Genomic DNA, 14995 nt, shown 5'->3' with positions numbered 1-14995 from the left:
ACGCGACGACGACGAGGATCCTCATCCCTCAACCCTGACGGCCCAGGCGGCCCGGGTCGCGGGACCAATGTCCCCGCCACGCTCAGCGCGGCCAGTCGCGCACGCGCAGCCGGCGGGCGTCGTCGAGCCGGCCGAGAGAGGCGAGGAACCGCAGCGACGCCGCCGTGTCGGTGCCCGCGCGCAGGTACCGTCCGGACAGGTCGTCCAGACCGCCGCGGGCGATGACCACGACGAGCTCGACCACGTCTGCCACGTCCGTCCACTCGGTGCGGGCGGAGTGGGCGCGCATCGAGCGGGTCATGTCCGTCGAGACGACGCCGGGCGCGACCTCGAACGCGCGCAGGCCGCGGGCGAACCCCGCCTCGTGGAGGCCGCCGCCGATCCGGAGGAGCGCGGTCTTCGAGACGTTGTAGGCCGTGGCGTCCGCGTTGTCCCGGGTGCCGGCACCGGAGCTGAGGTCGACCACCCGGCCCCCGCCCCGGGCGAGCATGCCGGGGACGACGGCGCGCGCCAGCAGGAAGGGCCCGCGCACGTTGGTCTCCACCACCGACCACCACTCGTCGGGGTCGTCCTCCCACAGCGGGACCTCGGCGTCGATGCGTCCCGCGTTGTTGACCAGCAGGTCGACCGGGCCGAGCTCCGCCTCCGCCGTCGCGACGGCGGCGCCCACGGCCTCGGGGTCGGCGACGTCCGCGGGCAGGACGACGGCGCGGCGGCCGAGCCCGCGGATCTCCCCCGCCACCTCGGCCAGGCGCCGTTCGTCGCGCGCGAGCACGGCGACGTCCAGCCCGGCGCGGGCGAGGCCCACGGCGATCGCCCGGCCGATGCCGCGCGACGCGCCGGTCACCAGCGCGGTGCGCGCGGGCGGGACCACCGCCTCCCCGGCGGGCGGGCCCTGCCGCCCGCCGGGGACCTGCTCGGGCATCAGCTGCGTAGGACGGCGCCCACACGGGCCCCGGCGACCTCGACGACGCGCTCGCGCACGGCCGCCGTCTCCTCGGCGGTCAAGGTGCGGTCGGGCGCCCGCAGGCGAAGCGCGAAGGCGAGGGACTTCTTCCCCTCGCCGAGCTGCTCGCCGGTGAAGACGTCGAAGAGGCGGACCTCCTCGGCGAGCTCCCCGGCGCCGTCGCGCACGGCCGCCAGCACCTGGGCGGCGGGCACCGCGGCGTCGACGACGAGCGCGACGTCCTCCTTGGCGAGGGGGAAGGTGGAGACCGAGGCGACCTGGACCGGTTCGCCGGGGCTGGCGGCCAGCACGGCGTCGAGGTCGAGCTCGAACGCGACGGTGCGGGCGGGCAGCTCCAGAGCGGCGCACACCTTGGGGTGCAGCTCGCCCGCGTGGCCGACGACCCGGCCGTCCACCACCAGCTCGGCGCACCGGCCGGGGTGCCACGGCGCCACCGCGCCCGCCCGGACGGTCAGCTCCACGCCCACGGTGCGGGCGGTCACCCGGGCCGCCTGCACGGCGTCCGCCCAGTCGCTCGCGCGGCCGGGGCCCCACACGCCGTCGGGCACCTGCTGCCCGGCCAGCACGCCGGCGACGTGCCGGGGCTGCGCCGGCACGGCCGCGTGCAGGGCGGCGAGCTCGGCGTCCGTCGGGCGGCGGTGCACGCCGGGCGGCTCGGTCGGGACCAGGCCGTCCGGCCGGGTGACCAGCCCGATCTCGAAGACGGCCAGCTCGGCGGCGCCCCGGCCGACGTTGCGGCGCGCGGTGTCGAGGAGGGTGTCCAGCAGGGACGTGCGCATGGCGGGCGCGTCGTCGGCCAGGGGGTTGACCAGGCGGAGCGCGCGGCGGCGCGGGTCGTCCGCCGGCAGCCCGAGCCGGTCGTGGACGTCCCCGACGAACGGGTAGGAGAGCACCTGCGTCAGGCCGTGCTCGGCCAGCGCCCGTGCGACGTCGCGCCGCTGCCGCTGGGCCACCGTGAGGCCCCGCCCGGCGGGGGCGGCGGGCAGGACCGAGGGGATCTCGTCGTAGCCGTCGAGCCGGGCGACCTCTTCCACCAGGTGCGCGGGGCCGGTCAGGTCCGGCCGCCAGGTGGGCGGGGTGACGACGACGGTGCCGAGCGCGTCGTCGTCGCCGTCGCCCGCCGGGCTGAACGGGCCGTCGGCGTCCGGCGCCACCTGGCAGCCGATCTGGCGGAGCAGGTCCAGCACCCGCTCGCGCGGGTAGGCCACGCCGACCAGGCGGGCGGCCTCCGCGGGGTCGAAGACGATGGCGGCCGGCGGCGTCGTCGTGTCCAGGTCCGAGACGGCCGGGTCCGCGGTGCCGCCGCCGTGCTCGACCAGGAGGTCGACCACCCGCTGGGCGGCGACCGCCTGCAGCGCCGTGTCCACCCCGCGCTCGAACCGCTTGGCAGCCTCGCTCGGCAGCTTGTGGCGCCGGGCGGTGCGCGCGACGGAGACCGGGTCGAAGTGGGCGGCCTCGATCAGCACGTCGGTGGTGGTGCCGGAGACCTCGGTCTCCGCCCCGCCCATGACGCCGGCCAGGCCCAGCACGCGGGAGCCGCGGGCGCCGTCGGGCGAGTCGGTGATGAGCAGGTCCTCGGGGTGGAGCCTGCGCTCGACGTCGTCGAGGGTGGTCAGCCGGTCCGACGCCGACGCCCGGCGCACCACGATGGGGGCGCTGACCTTGGCGAGGTCGTAGGCGTGCAGCGGCTGGCCGAGGTCGAGCATGACGTAGTTGGTCACGTCGACGGCCAGGGAGATCGGCCGCATCCCGGCCTGCGTCAGGCGCTCCTTCAGCCACGCCGGGCTCGGCGCGGCCGGGTCGATGCCGCGCACGATGCGGGTGACGAACCGGTCGCAGCCGACGGCGCCGTTGACGGGGGCGGCGTCGTCGACCTCGACGGCGAAGCCGTCCGCCGTCGGGGCCGGCACGCCCCCGCGGGGCAGGTTCCCGGGCAGGCCGCGGTCGGTGAACGGCGCGCCCGTGGAGTGGGAGTACTCGCGGGCCACGCCGCGCATGGCGAAGCAGTAGCCGCGGTCCGGGGTCACGTTGATCTCCAGCACCTCGGCGCCCAGGCCGAGCAGGCCCAGCGCGTCGGTCCCGGGGGCGGGCACGTGCTCCGCGCCGAGCAGGTCCTCGAGCACGATGATCCCGGAGTGGTCCTCGCCCAGGCCGAGCTCACGCATCGAGCAGATCATGCCGTCGGAGACGTGGCCGTAGGTCTTGCGCGCGGCGATCGCGAAGTCTCCGGGCAGGACGGCGCCCGGCAGCGCGACGACGACGTGGTCGCCGGCCCGGAAGTTCGTGGCGCCACAGATGATGCCGCGGCTCGGCAGGTCCGAGGGCTCGGCGCCGGTGCCCGGGGCGTCGTTGTGCTCGCCGACGTCGACGCGGCAGTAGCTGATCGGCTTGCCGTTCTTCTGGGTCTGCGTGTCCATCGTCAGCACGTGCCCGACGACGAGCGGGCCGGTGACGGCGGGCGGGACGATCCGCTCCGGCTCGAGCCCGACCTTGACGAGGTCGGCAGCGAGCTGGGCGGCTGTCGTGCCGGCGGGCACGGCGACGTGCTCGGCGAGCCATTCCTGCGGGACGTACGGCATCTTCAGTTGCCCCTTCCGGTGGTGCCGAACTGCTGGGAGAAGCGGACGTCGCCCTCGACCATGTCGTGCATGTCGGCGATGCCGTGGCGGAGCATGAGCGTGCGCTCGATGCCCATGCCGAAGGCGAAGCCGGAGTAGACGTCCGGGTCGATGCCGGCCGCGACGAGCACGTTCGGGTTGACCATCCCGCAGCCGCCCCACTCGATCCAGCCCGCACCTCCCTTCTTCTGGGGGAACCACAGGTCCATCTCGGCGCTGGGCTCGGTGAAGGGGAAGAAGCTGGGGCGCAGGCGCGTGCGGGCCTCCGGGCCGAACATCGCGCGGGCGAAGTGGTCCAGGGTGCCCTTGAGGTGCGCCATGGTCAGGCCCTTGTCCACCGCCAGGCCCTCCACCTGGTGGAAGACCGGGGTGTGCGTGGCGTCCAGGGCGTCGGTGCGGAAGACCTTGCCCGGGCACGCGATGTAGATCGGCACGTCGCGGGAGAGCATCGTGCGCGCCTGCACCGGGGAGGTGTGGGTGCGCAGCACCAGGTGGGCGTCGTCGACGCCGGCCGGCGAGGCGACGTAGAAGGTGTCCTGCATCTGCCGGGCCGGGTGGTCCGGACCGAAGTTGAGCGCGTCGAAGTTGAACCACTCGTGCTCGACCTCGGGACCCTCGGCGATCTCCCAGCCCATGGAGACGAAGAAGTCGGAGACGTCCTCCATGAGCGTCTCCAGCGGGTGGCGGGCGCCCCGGGGCGCGCGCTCCGTGGGCAGCGTGACGTCGACGGTCTCGGTGCGCAGCACCTCCTCGTCGCGCTGGGCCTCGAGCTCGACCTGGCGGGCGGCGATGGCCTTGCTCAGCCGGCCGCGGGCCTGGCCGACGAGCTTGCCGGCGGCGGCCTTGTCCTTGTTCTCCAGGGCGCCGATGGCCCGGTTCGCCAGCGCGAGGGGGCTCTTGTCGCCGGTGTGGGCGAGGCGGGCCTGCTTGAGGTCGTCGAGGGACCCGGCGGCGGCGACGGCGGCCAGTCCGGCCTCGACGGCGGCGTTCACCGCCCCGGTGTCCAACGGGGAGATGGTGGTCGAGTCAGCAGACATGCAAACCTTCCGGGCGGGTCTCAGGCCGGCACGCGCGGCGAGAGGTGCACGCGGTGCCAGCGGGTCAGTCTAGTTGGGACGCCCGCCCGGGCATGGAAAGGTCTCAGCGCACGACCGGGACCGGGCCCTGGGCGGGCCCGGTAAATCGCCCGGCACGGCCGGGCACCAGCTGTGCTGGACGCATGGCCCCATGCTCTCACAGCCCGCGGAGCCGGCGAGGGCGCTCTCACAGCCCGCGGAGCCGGCGAGGGCGCTCTCACAGCCCGCGGAGCCGGCGAGGGCCGGGCGGAGAGAGCCGCGGCCCGGCGCCCCGGAGGAGCGGTCGCAGGGAGGGAACCCGCCGGGCTCCGCTGGGAAAACTTCGTCAGGTATTGCCTGACAGATCTTCCCCAGTCCGCGCGCGTCTGGTGTCGGCCGGTCTCAGCCAGCCGGGCTGGCGCTCTGCCACATCCCCATGAGGTTGCCCTCGCTGTCGGTGAAGTAGGCGGTGAAGCCCATCTCGCCCACCGGCTGCTTCTCCATCACGGTCTTCCCGCCGAGCTCGTTGACCTTTGCCAGCGCGGCGTCGATGTCGTCGACGTCGACCGTGATCACCGGCGTCTTCCAGGGCTCGCCCCGCTGCATCATGCCGCCGCCGATGTAGCCCGGCTCGGTCGGCGCCCCGTCCTCCGGGCTCGTCGGGCCCGTGGTGACGAAGGAGTAGTCGAACTCGGGCATGTGCTGGATGTTCCAGCCGAAGGCCTCCCGGTAGAAGCGCTGGGCCCGCTCGGCGTCGTCGAACGGAACCTCGAAGTGGACCACGCGACCTGACATGACCGTCTCCCCCACCTCCTCGACCGATCCTGGTGCGGCGCTGCACCGGAGGCACGCCAGCGTACGGCCGGGGGCGGCGAGGTGGAAGGAGGGGCGCGTCAGGCGCCGCCGGGCGGAGTCGTCCCGGGCCGGGCAGTTGGAGCGCCCGTCACAGACCGCCGCCGGAGCCGGTCGGCTGAATCAGGTAGAACTCGTTGCCCCAGGGGTCGCTGAACCACGTGGCGCGGTCGCCCCACGGCATGGTTCCGACCTGCTGCTTGAAGGCGACCCCGCGCCCGCCGAGCGTGGCGTAGTCGGCCTCGATGTCGTCCGTCAGGAGCGAGATGCCGGTGTAGACCGGGTTGTCGGGCGTGGGCGCCGGACGGCCGTTGGCCTGGGGGTCGCCCAGGGCGAGGGTGGTGAAGGAGCCGGGCGGGGCCACCGTCAGCCACCACATGCCGGGCGTCTTGTTGTTCTCCCGCACCTCCCAGCCGAGGACGTCGCGGTAGAAGGTCAGGGCCCCCTCCTGGTCGCCGACGATGACGGTCGCGGAGTGCACGGCGGTGATCATGGGGCCCGAGGGTAGGCACCCGGGCCCGACCTGTCAGCGGTTCGCGCGCCTCGCGCCGCCTTCCTGTCCTGCCCGGCCAGGCCGCTCTTCCGCCACCCTGCCGCCCTCCGGTCGCGGGGCCGGCGGGGCCGGCGCACCGCCGAGCGGGAGCCGCTCGACCACCTCGTACAGCGGCCCGCCGCTGCGCCCGGCCCCCGGCTGCGAGGACAGGAGCTCGGCGTGGGTCGCCGTCCAGACCGGGCCGGAGTAGACCGAGAGCGCGTGCGCCCGGTCGGCCAGCTCGTCCGCCGCCGGGCGGCGCGCGCTGAGGCGGCCGATGGTGACGTGGGCGCGGTGCCGGTCGCGCCGCTCGATCCGCGCGTAGCTCTCGCCCACGTCCTCGCACGCCGCCATGAGCTCGATCAGGCTGCGCACGTCCTCCCGGGAGGCGTCCGGCGCGCCGTCGCCGGCCTGCTCGTCGCGCACCACGTGGACGCCCACCCACAGGGTGCGCCTGGAGAAGGTGCCCGCCCCGCCGAGGCGCAGGCGCATCGGGGCGTGGCGCGCCAGCTCGCCCGTCAGATCGGCGGCGAGGGCCGGAACCGCGCCGTCCGGCACCTCCCCGTAGAAGGCCAGGGTGATGTGCCGCTGCTCGAGCGGCACCCAGCGCACCGGGTGCGGGCCGCCGGCGCCGCCCGGGTCGCCGGAGGGCATCATGGCGCTCACCACGAGGTCGAGGTGCTCCTGGACCGCGCGCGGCAGCGGCAGGGCGACGAAGAGCCTCATCGCCACATGGTGGCACCGACACCGCGGCCTGGCACCGGCGGGGTCGGCGCCTGGTGGCGGCGGCCGCGGTGGCGGCGGTGCTGGCGGCGGCGGCGGTGCTGGCTGTGGCGGGTCAGGAGACCAGCCCCAGCCCGGCGCCGCTCAAGACACGAGCCGCGGTCCCGCCGCGCCGCCGTGGCCGCCGGCCGGTCCCGCGACCGCGGGCCCCTGACCCGTCAGGGCGGCGAGCCCGTCCGCGAGCGCCCCGGCCAGCGCGGCGGCGGCGTCCGGGCGCAGGTGCACGGTGGCCACGCACTCGTCGGCCCGCCACACGCTCACCACGACGACGCCGGCCTCCGGGTGGGAGGTGACGCGCAGCCCGCGTCCCTCCCCGCGCGGGTCGGTGACCCAGCGGGAGCGGGGCGGGAGCGGCACCACCGTCATGACCGGATGGTGCCCGCGCCCGGCGCCCGCGTCAACGCCCTACCGGACCTTCGCGGCGGCCGCGGCGATGGCGTCGACGTAGGTGTCGAGGCCCCAGGTGACCGAGAGGGCGGTCGGCGGGGACATCGCGGCGATCAGCTCGTCGCCGGTGATGTTCGCGACCGCCCCGGACTGCACGGCCGGGATGGTCTGGGCGTAGGACTGCCCCAGGAAGGTGTCGACCTCCGCCTCGGTGCTCGCGTAGTTCACCAGGATGTCCGACTCGAGACGGTCGGTCTCCTCGTAGCTGAGCGAGTAGACGAAGGTCTCCTCGTCGGTGGCGAGCTCCTCGACGGCGGGTGCGCTCACCAGGCCGAGGTCCAGGAGGAAGTCCACCCGCGCGTCCTGCGGCTTGTAGACGTAGAAGGTGCCGCCCACGTCCCACACGGCGGCAACCGACTTGCCCTCGAGCTCGGGGTGCGCCTCGGCCGCGGCCTGGATCTGGCCGTCGATCTCCTCCACGAGCGCGGTGGCCTCGGTGTCCTTGCCGAGGGCGGCCCCCACGGTGGCGATGACCTCGCGCCACGGGGTCGTCCACGGCTCCTCCGGGTAGGCGACCGTGGGCGCGATCTGGCTGAGCAGCTCGTACTGCTCCTCCGTGAGGCCGGAGTACGGCGCCAGGATGAGGTCGGGCTCGAGCGCCCCGATGTCCTCGTAGGCGGGCTCCTCGACGGTGGCCGGGATCATCGTCGGCTCGGCACCCGCCTCCTCCAGCGCCTCGGCGACCCAGGGCAGGCGGCCCTCCTCGTCGGCGGCGTAGGTCTGCGCCTCGATACCGACCGGGACGACGTCGAGCGCGATCGCGGCCTCCGCGCTGCCCCAGCCGAGGGTGACGACGTCCTGGGGCTGCTTGGTGATCTCGGTGGTGCCGAAGGCATGCTCGATCGTCACGGTCTGGAAGTCGCCGCCGCCGTCCGCGGCTCCGGCGTCCTCATCCCCGCCGGTGCCGGAGCATGCCGAGAGCGCGAGCAGGGCGGCCGCGCCGGCCGCGAGGCGGGCGGGTCGGGGTCGTGCGAACAATCTCGTCTCCTAGGGGTGTGGGTGCGTCGGGTGACGCGGCCCGCCGGGGCAGGGGTCTGGTGGGTGGTGCGGCCCGCCGGGGCGGGGGTCTGGTGGGTGGTGCGGGTCGGGGGCCTGGCGGGCGCCAGGACGTCGGTGGACGCCGCCCGCGGGCGGAAGGGTCGGTGGGGGCCGTTGTCACGACCCCATGGCGGGCGTGGGGTCTGGTGGTGGCTCATGGCGGGCGTGGGGTCTAGTGGTGGCTGAGGTAGGCGTCCCTGGGCCGCGGCCGGCCCGTGTGCGGGCGGGTGGGTCCGGCGCCGCCGCGGGCCCGGCCGACGGGAACCACCATCGGCGTCCCGCTCACCGGGTCCGGGACGATCTGGGCGGCGAGCCCGAAGGCCTCCAGCACGAGCTCCGGCGTGAGCACCGCGGACGGCGCCCCTACTCCCAGCACCCGCCCCTCCGCCATCACCACGAGGTGGTCGGCGTAGCGCGCGGCGAGGTTGAGGTCGTGCAGCACCATGACGACGGTCGTCCCACGCTGCCGGTTCTGCTCGTGCAGAAGGTCGAGGACGTCGAGCTGGTGCGCCACGTCGAGGAATGTCGTCGGCTCGTCGAGGAGCAGCACGTCGGGGTCCTGCGCCAGCACCATGGCGATCCAGACCCGCTGCCGCTGGCCGCCGGAGAGCTCGTCCACGCGCCGGGCGGCGAGGTCGAGGGTGGAGGTGGCCTGGAGCGCGGCCCGCACGACGGCGTCGTCGGAGCTGGTCCACTGCCGGAACCAGCCCTGGTGGGGGTAGCGTCCCCGCCCCACCAGGTCGGCGACCGTGATGCCCTCGGGCGCCGTGGCGCTCTGCGGCAGGATGCCGAGGACGCGCGCGACGTGCTTCGCCGGGAGCGTGTGCACCGGGCGGCCGTCGAGGAGGACGGCGCCGGAGCGCGGGCGGAGCAGCCGAGCCATGCCGCGCAGCAGCGTGGACTTCCCGCACCCGTTGGCGCCCACGACGACGGTGACGGCCCCGTCGGGGACGTGGAGGTCCAGGTCCCGCACGACGAGGTCGCCGTCGTAGGCGAGGCTCAGGCCCTCGGCCCGCAGCTCGTGCGCCGGCCTGCGGTCGTTCATGCTCCCCGCCCCTTCCGGTTGGACGTGGCCAGCAGCCACAACAGGTAGGGAGCGCCGATGACTCCCGTGACGATCCCGACAGGCACCTTCAGGCCGAGCAGGTGCTGGCCGGCCAGGTCCGCGGCCAGGACCAGCGCGACGCCCACCAGGGCGCTGGGGACCAGCGCGAGCCCCGCCGTCGGCAGGAGGCGCCGGGCGACCGGCGCGGAGACGAACGCGACGAAGGCGACGGGGCCGGCGAAGGCCGTGGCGACCGCGGCCAGCGCGACGGCGACGCCCAGCACGGCGAGCCGGGCGGCCTCGCGGGGGACGCCGAGACCGCCGGCCGTGTCGTCGCCGAGCTCGAGCACGCGCAGGGGCCCGGCCAGGGCCGCCACGCCTGGCAGCAGCACGGCGAGGGCGACGGCGAGCACGGCGACGTCGCCCCACGGCGGGGTGCCGAGGCTGCCCACCATCCACACGAGAGCCTCACGGACGTCGTTCACGTCCGCGCGGGTGATGAGGTACCCGATGCCGGCGTTGACCATGAAGGCGATGCCCACCCCGATCAGCACGAAGCGGTAGCCGCTGACCCCTCCGCGCCAGGCGAGCAGGTAGATCGCCACGGCCACGGCGACGGCGCCGCCCAGGGCGGCGAGCGAGACGGCCGCGCCGCTCAGCCCGCCGACGAGGATCGCCGTCGCCGCGGCGAGCGACGCGCCGCCGCTGACGCCGAGGATGTCGGGGCTGGCGAGCGGGTTGCGGAGCACCGTCTGGAACAGCGCGCCGGCGAGGGCCAGGGCGACGCCCACCTCCGCCCCGAGCAGCAGCCGGGGCAGGCGCAGCCGGAGCACGACGAACGCCTCCCCGCCGTCGCCCTGGCCGGCGAGCGTGCGCAGCACGTCGGCGGTGGAGCCGCCGAGGGTCAGGCTCGCCCAGCACAGCGCCAGCACGACGGCGGCCAGCGCGGCCACGACGGCCCTGCGGTGGCCGGCGCGGCGCAGCGGGGTCTCCACGGGCGCGGTCGTCGTCGTGGCGCCGGTCATCGCGTCCTCACAGCCCCGCCAGCTTCACGTGGCGCACGATCGCCACGAGCGCGGGTCCGCCGACGACGGCTACGACCAGGCCCGCCTCGAGCTCACCCGGCTGGACGACGAGGCGGCCGATGACGTCGGCGGCGACGAGGACGACGGGGCCCAGGACCACGGAGTAGGGCAGTATCCACCGGTAGTCCGGGCCGGTGAACGGGCGCACGAGGTGCGGGACGACGAGCCCGACGAAGACGATCGGCCCGGCCACCGCCGTCGCCGCACCGGCCAGCAGGACGATCGCCGACGCGGCGAGGACCCGCGCGAGCCGGACGTCCTGCCCCAGGCCGCGGGCGACGTCGTCGCCCATCGCCAGCAGGTTCAGGGTGCGCCCCGTGGCCAGCGCGAGGACCAGCCCGACGAGGAGGAACGGGGCGAGCGGGAGGAGCATGTCGGTGGTGCGGCCGGCCAGGGAGCCGACGGACCAGCGGCGGTAGCTGTTGAGGGTGTCGGAGTCGGAGAGCAGCACCAGGGTGATGACCGAGGTGCTCCAGGCGGTGAGCGCGGTGCCGGCCAGGGCAAGCTTGACCGGGGTGGCGCCCTCGCGGCCGATCGACCCGACGCCGTACACGACGGCAGCGGCGAGCGCGGCGCCGGCGAGGGCGAACCAGACGTAGGCGCCCGGGCTGGTCAGGTCCAGCAGGGTGATCGCCAGGACGACGAACAGCGAGGCGCCGGCGTTGACGCCCAACAGCCCCGGGTCGGCCAGCGGGTTGCGGGTGATGCCCTGCATGATCGTGCCGGCCAGGCCCAGCGCCGCCCCGACGACGAGGCCGACCACGGTGCGCGGCACGCGCTGGTCGAGCACGACGTCGTGGTCCGGGTTCCCGGGGACCGGGTCCACGAGCGCGCCGAGGACGTCGGCCGGCGCGATGTCGCGGGCACCGAAGGCGAGGGAGGCGAGGACCACGACGCCGAGCACGGCGAGCGCGGCGAGGAGCCCGACGGGGCGGCGGCGACCGTGCGTGCGCGGGCGCGCCGCGGCCGCGGTGACGGTCAGGGTGGTCATGGGCGGCGGGGCGTCACTGGGCCTCGGAGCGGCCGAGCCGCCAGTAGCCCATGAACGCGACCCGGCGCCGGCACACCCCGGCCTCGCTCACCAGCAGGCGGCGGAGCGTCTTGATGACGCCGGCCTCGCCGGCGAACCAGGCGTAGAAGTCGCTGCCGCACCGCTCGCCGCCGCGCCCGCACAGGTCGACGGGCAGCACCTGGACGGCCGGGGAGTCCCACAGCATCTCGCTGTCGACGTCGACGTCCTCCAGCGACTGCGCCGCGACGGCGCGGGCGTCGCCGACCACCCGGGCGTTGGCCGCGACCCACTCGCGCACCGCGGGGACCAGCACCTCGCCGTGGGGCCGGCCGTCGCGCGGCAGCCATGTCACCTGCGCGCCCGAGGACAGCCGGACGTCGAGGGCGTCCGCGGCGGTGGGCACCTCGACGAAGGCGCGGGCGGAGCGCCCGGCGGGGAGGGACTCGAGGATCGAGCAGATGGCCGGGGCGGCGGTCTCGTCGCCGGCGAGCAGCAGCTGCGTGGCCGTGCCGGGCGCCCAGTCGATCCCGATGTGGGACTCCCTCGACCGGGCGTCGGGGCCGACCAGGATCACCGCGTCGCCGGCGCCCGCGCGGGCGACCCAGCGCGCGGCCGGCCCGCCGTCGGCGTGCGTGACCATGTCGACGTCGACCTCGCGGACCGCCGGTCGCACCGCGCGAACCGTGTACGTGCGGAACGGGTTGCGCTCACCGTCGGGCAGGGCGCGCCAGCGGGCGTACCAGGTGCCGCCGAGCACGACCTCGGGGTCGTCGGCGCCCAGGTCGCACAGCCGCCCGTCCTCCAGCGGCAGGACGATCTTCACCCGCTGGTCCAGCCCGTCGGTGCCGAACCACGCCAGGTCCTCGCCGGTGAAGGTGACACGCGTGAAGTGCGGGCTGAGCCGGCGCACGCCGGCGACGCGTGCGGCGAAGGGCCGGTACGCGGGGCGGTCGTCCCTGGCCGCGCTGCGCGTGGCTCCGGTCACTGAGGTAAGCATTACCTAACCATATAACGTCACGGGGCCGTGCCGTAAAGAACCATCCCCGATCTCCCGTGGCACGATCGCGAACGTGACGACGGTGGTGTGCTGCGGGCTGACGACGCTCGACGTGACGCAGGTGGTCGAGCGGGTGCCGGGTTCGGACGAGAAGGTCGTCGCCCGGTCCGTGGACGTCGCGGTCGGCGGCCCGGCCGCCAATGCGGCCCGCACCGCGGCCGCGCTCGGCGCCCGCACCACGCTCGTGACCGCCGTCGGCCAGGGGCCGCTGGCCGGGCTCGTCCGCGCCGGCCTGGCCACCGAGGGCGTGGACGTGGTGGACCTCGCCGACGACGACGCGGGGCCCGCGCTGTCGACCGTGCTGGTCACCGCCGCCACCGGCCAGCGCGCGGTGGTCTCCACCAACGCGGTGGGGCGCCGGGTGCGCGAGCCCGACCCCGCCGTGCTGGACGGCGCCGGCGCGCTGCTCGTCGACGGGCATCTGCTCCCGGCCCAGACGGTGCTCGCGCGCGCCGCCCGTGGCCGCGGCTGCGCCGTCCTCCTCGACGGCGGCTCGTGGAAGCCGGGGCTGGAGGCGGTGCTGGCGCACGTGGACCTGGCGCTGGTGTCCGGCGACTTCGACGTGCCGGGGCGCCCGGCGGACACCGACCTGCTGGACGCGGTCGCCGCGCTGGGGCCGCCGGTGGTGGCGCAGTCGCACGGCGCCGGTCCGGTCGAGGCGGTGGGCGACGGCACGCGCGAGCGCATCGAGGTCGCGCACGTGCCGGCCGCCGAGGTCGTGGACACCCTGGGCGCCGGCGACGTGCTGCACGGCGCCGTGGCGTTCCACCTGGCGGCGGGGGCCGCGTGGCGCGGCGCGCTCGCGGAGGGGACGCGCGTGGCGACCCGGTCCGTGCGTCACGCCGGCGCGATGGGGTGGGCGGGACGCGGCTAGCGCTACGGCCTCAGGCGCCCGTCGTCGTTCGCCAGCGCACCACGACGTCGGCGCGCTCGCGCGTCGCCGCGATGAGCTCGGCGTTGCGCTCGTCGGAGCCGTGCGCGAAGGCGCGCGCCACGTCGGCGCTGCGGCCGTGCGCGAGGTGGCGGGCGAGCAGCCGCTCGCGCCGGTCGGCGTCGTCGACCTCCACGTACCACGTCTCGTCCAGCAGCCGTGGGAGCCGGCGCCACGGCTCGGCGTCCAGTAGCAGGTAGTTGCCCTCGGTCAGCACCACCGGCGTGGCGGCGGGGACGGGGACCGCGCTGCCGATCGGCTCCTCGAGGTGGCGGTCGAAGAGCGGGGCGTAGACGATGGGCGAGTCCGGCCGCTGCACGCGGATGCGCCGCACCAGGGCCACGTACCCCTCGGCGTCGAAGGTGTCCGGAGCGCCCTTGCGGTCCGCCCGGCCCAGCCGGTCGAGCTCACGCTGCGCCAGGTGGAAGCCGTCCATGCCGACGACGGCGCACGGGGTGCCCCCGATCTCCAGCGCGCGGGCGAGGAGGCCGGCGACGGTCGACTTGCCCGCGCCCGGCGCGCCGACGAGGCCGATGAGCGCCCGGCCCGCGCGGCCCGCTCCCCCGCGCCGCCGCACGGCCGCGACCCGGTCGACCAGCGCGCCGAGGTCCGCGGGGGCTGCGTCCAGACGCTCAGCCACGGCCGGTCTGGCGCCGCTGCGCCCGCGCGGAGGCGTACAGGCACAGGGTCGCGGCCATGGCGAGGTTGAGAGACTCGGCGCGCCCGTGCACGGGGACGCGCACGACGGCGTCGCACGCCCGGCGCTGGGCGTCGTCGAGCCCGTGGGCCTCGTTGCCGAAGAGCCAGACGGTGGGGGCGGCGAGGTCCGGCGCCACGAGCGAGGTGGCGGCCAGCTCGTCGTCCCAGCCGGTGAGCGCGCCCAGCGCCCCGGTGTGGGCGCGGTCCTGCAGCTCGTCGAGGTCCCACTCCCCCGACCCGTCCGCGGCCAGCACGGCCGGGCGGGCGGCCGCGGCGCGCAGGGCCGCCAGCGTCTCCTCCAGCGCCGGGCCGGAGACGACGGGCAGGTGGAAGAGCGAGCCGGCGGTAGAGCGCACCACCTTGGGGTTGAGCACCTCCACGCTGCCGGCGGCGAGGACGACGGCGTCCGCGCCGGCCGCGTCCGCGGCGCGGATGACGGTGCCGGCGTTGCCGGGGTCGTTCGCCTGGGCGAGAACCGCGACCAGGCGGGGGCCGGCGCCGCCTCGCAGGTCCGCCAGGTCGGCGAGCGTGGCGGACGTGGTCGAACCGGCGCTGTCGAGGACGGCGAGCACGCCCTGGGCGTCGGCGCTCATCGCCGCCAGCACCTCGGCGGTGCCGGTGTGGACGTACAGGCCCGCCGCCCGCGCCTCGCCGGCGATCTCGGGGTAGCGGCGCCCGGCGGCCGGCGTCAGGTAGACGTCCCGGACCTGGGCGGCGGCGTGGCGGACGGCCTCGCGCACGCCCTGCGGCCCCTCGACGAGGAACTGGCCGTGCCGGGAACGCGCCGAGCGCCTGGACAGTCCAGCGACCCTACGGACCCGCTCGGAGCGGGGGTTGGTCAGCTGGGCGTCCAGGCGCTCGGTCATGTGTGGGC

General features: G+C 75.9%; 15 protein-coding genes. 1 reads left to right on the top strand and 14 read right to left on the bottom strand.

Annotation, left to right across the window (positions count from 1 at the left end):
* Positions 1-82: 82 nt before the first annotated feature.
* From ACF0H8_RS08645 to ACF0H8_RS08590, 12 genes are all read right to left on the bottom strand, one after another.
* On the bottom strand, positions 83-925 hold the full coding sequence (locus tag ACF0H8_RS08645; RefSeq protein ID WP_395288540.1) for an SDR family NAD(P)-dependent oxidoreductase: 843 nt from the start codon (positions 923-925) through the stop codon (positions 83-85).
* Positions 925-3546, bottom strand: a complete 2622-nt coding sequence (gene pheT, locus ACF0H8_RS08640) for a phenylalanine--tRNA ligase subunit beta (RefSeq protein WP_395288539.1) — start codon at positions 3544-3546, stop codon at positions 925-927. Before pheT ends, ACF0H8_RS08645 begins: the two co-directional genes overlap by 1 nt.
* Positions 3547-3548: 2 nt before the next feature.
* Positions 3549-4622 carry a phenylalanine--tRNA ligase subunit alpha gene (gene pheS, locus ACF0H8_RS08635; RefSeq protein ID WP_395288538.1) on the bottom strand — a complete coding sequence of 358 codons (1074 nt, stop codon included), beginning with the start codon at positions 4620-4622 and terminating at the stop codon, positions 3549-3551.
* Between the two features lie 420 nt (positions 4623-5042).
* Positions 5043-5435 carry a VOC family protein gene (locus ACF0H8_RS08630; protein ID WP_395288537.1) on the bottom strand — a complete coding sequence of 131 codons (393 nt, stop codon included), beginning with the start codon at positions 5433-5435 and terminating at the stop codon, positions 5043-5045.
* 148 nt (positions 5436-5583) lie between these two features.
* Positions 5584-5985 (bottom strand): VOC family protein, encoded by a 402-nt coding sequence (locus tag ACF0H8_RS08625; RefSeq protein WP_395288536.1) that lies wholly within the window; start codon positions 5983-5985, stop codon positions 5584-5586.
* 33 nt (positions 5986-6018) lie between these two features.
* Entirely contained in the window at positions 6019-6750 is a 732-nt protein-coding gene (locus ACF0H8_RS08620) for a 2'-5' RNA ligase family protein (RefSeq protein WP_395288535.1), read from the bottom strand.
* A gap of 141 nt (positions 6751-6891) precedes the next feature.
* Positions 6892-7173 carry a hypothetical protein gene (locus ACF0H8_RS08615; protein WP_395288534.1) on the bottom strand — a complete coding sequence of 94 codons (282 nt, stop codon included), beginning with the start codon at positions 7171-7173 and terminating at the stop codon, positions 6892-6894.
* Between the two features lie 39 nt (positions 7174-7212).
* A complete protein-coding gene (locus ACF0H8_RS08610; protein ID WP_395288533.1) occupies positions 7213-8232 on the bottom strand; it encodes an iron-siderophore ABC transporter substrate-binding protein in 1020 nt (339 codons plus the stop codon).
* A 232-nt stretch (positions 8233-8464) separates the two neighbouring features.
* Positions 8465-9337 carry an ABC transporter ATP-binding protein gene (locus ACF0H8_RS08605; protein WP_395288532.1) on the bottom strand — a complete coding sequence of 291 codons (873 nt, stop codon included), beginning with the start codon at positions 9335-9337 and terminating at the stop codon, positions 8465-8467.
* Positions 9334-10362, bottom strand: a complete 1029-nt coding sequence (locus tag ACF0H8_RS08600) for a FecCD family ABC transporter permease (protein ID WP_395288531.1) — start codon at positions 10360-10362, stop codon at positions 9334-9336. Before ACF0H8_RS08600 ends, ACF0H8_RS08605 begins: the two co-directional genes overlap by 4 nt.
* A 7-nt stretch (positions 10363-10369) precedes the next feature.
* A complete protein-coding gene (locus ACF0H8_RS08595) occupies positions 10370-11413 on the bottom strand; it encodes a FecCD family ABC transporter permease (protein WP_395288530.1) in 1044 nt (347 codons plus the stop codon).
* A 13-nt stretch (positions 11414-11426) separates the two neighbouring features.
* Positions 11427-12431, bottom strand: a complete 1005-nt coding sequence (locus tag ACF0H8_RS08590) for a siderophore-interacting protein (protein WP_395288529.1) — start codon at positions 12429-12431, stop codon at positions 11427-11429.
* 73 nt (positions 12432-12504) lie between these two features.
* On the opposite strand from ACF0H8_RS08590, the gene ACF0H8_RS08585 reads away from it, so the two are divergent.
* A complete protein-coding gene (locus ACF0H8_RS08585; RefSeq protein ID WP_395288528.1) occupies positions 12505-13365 on the top strand; it encodes a PfkB family carbohydrate kinase in 861 nt (286 codons plus the stop codon).
* Between the two features lie 10 nt (positions 13366-13375).
* Here ACF0H8_RS08585 and ACF0H8_RS08580 read toward each other — a convergent pair whose 3' ends face one another.
* Both ACF0H8_RS08580 and ACF0H8_RS08575 read right to left on the bottom strand, forming a co-directional pair.
* A complete protein-coding gene (locus tag ACF0H8_RS08580) occupies positions 13376-14062 on the bottom strand; it encodes a nucleoside/nucleotide kinase family protein (protein WP_395288527.1) in 687 nt (228 codons plus the stop codon).
* Positions 14055-14987 carry a TrmH family RNA methyltransferase gene (locus ACF0H8_RS08575; protein WP_395288526.1) on the bottom strand — a complete coding sequence of 311 codons (933 nt, stop codon included), beginning with the start codon at positions 14985-14987 and terminating at the stop codon, positions 14055-14057. The genes ACF0H8_RS08580 and ACF0H8_RS08575 overlap by 8 nt, the downstream gene beginning before the upstream one ends.
* Positions 14988-14995: the final 8 nt, after the last annotated feature.

The sequence above is a fragment of the Georgenia sp. AZ-5 genome, assembly GCF_043952095.1.
Taxonomy (GTDB): Bacteria; Actinomycetota; Actinomycetes; order Actinomycetales; family Actinomycetaceae; genus Georgenia.
The sequence above is the reverse complement of the archived record's forward strand: the minus strand, read 5'-3'. Positions and strand labels throughout refer to the sequence as shown.

What these genes read in the sequence shown, in the direction of transcription:
- ACF0H8_RS08575 (WP_395288526.1), bottom strand. Translation starts at nt 14,987, where the DNA reads ATGACCGAGCGCCTGGACGCCCAGCTGACCAACCCCCGCTCCGAGCGG.
- ACF0H8_RS08590 (WP_395288529.1), bottom strand. Translation starts at nt 12,431, where the DNA reads ATGCTTACCTCAGTGACCGGAGCCACGCGCAGCGCGGCCAGGGACGAC.
- pheT (WP_395288539.1), bottom strand. Translation starts at nt 3,546, where the DNA reads ATGCCGTACGTCCCGCAGGAATGGCTCGCCGAGCACGTCGCCGTGCCC.
- ACF0H8_RS08595 (WP_395288530.1), bottom strand. Translation starts at nt 11,413, where the DNA reads ATGACCACCCTGACCGTCACCGCGGCCGCGGCGCGCCCGCGCACGCAC.
- ACF0H8_RS08645 (WP_395288540.1), bottom strand. Translation starts at nt 925, where the DNA reads ATGCCCGAGCAGGTCCCCGGCGGGCGGCAGGGCCCGCCCGCCGGGGAG.
- ACF0H8_RS08615 (WP_395288534.1), bottom strand. Translation starts at nt 7,173, where the DNA reads ATGACGGTGGTGCCGCTCCCGCCCCGCTCCCGCTGGGTCACCGACCCG.
- ACF0H8_RS08600 (WP_395288531.1), bottom strand. Translation starts at nt 10,362, where the DNA reads ATGACCGGCGCCACGACGACGACCGCGCCCGTGGAGACCCCGCTGCGC.
- ACF0H8_RS08605 (WP_395288532.1), bottom strand. Translation starts at nt 9,337, where the DNA reads ATGAACGACCGCAGGCCGGCGCACGAGCTGCGGGCCGAGGGCCTGAGC.
- pheS (WP_395288538.1), bottom strand. Translation starts at nt 4,622, where the DNA reads ATGTCTGCTGACTCGACCACCATCTCCCCGTTGGACACCGGGGCGGTG.
- ACF0H8_RS08630 (WP_395288537.1), bottom strand. Translation starts at nt 5,435, where the DNA reads ATGTCAGGTCGCGTGGTCCACTTCGAGGTTCCGTTCGACGACGCCGAG.
- ACF0H8_RS08625 (WP_395288536.1), bottom strand. Translation starts at nt 5,985, where the DNA reads ATGATCACCGCCGTGCACTCCGCGACCGTCATCGTCGGCGACCAGGAG.
- ACF0H8_RS08620 (WP_395288535.1), bottom strand. Translation starts at nt 6,750, where the DNA reads ATGAGGCTCTTCGTCGCCCTGCCGCTGCCGCGCGCGGTCCAGGAGCAC.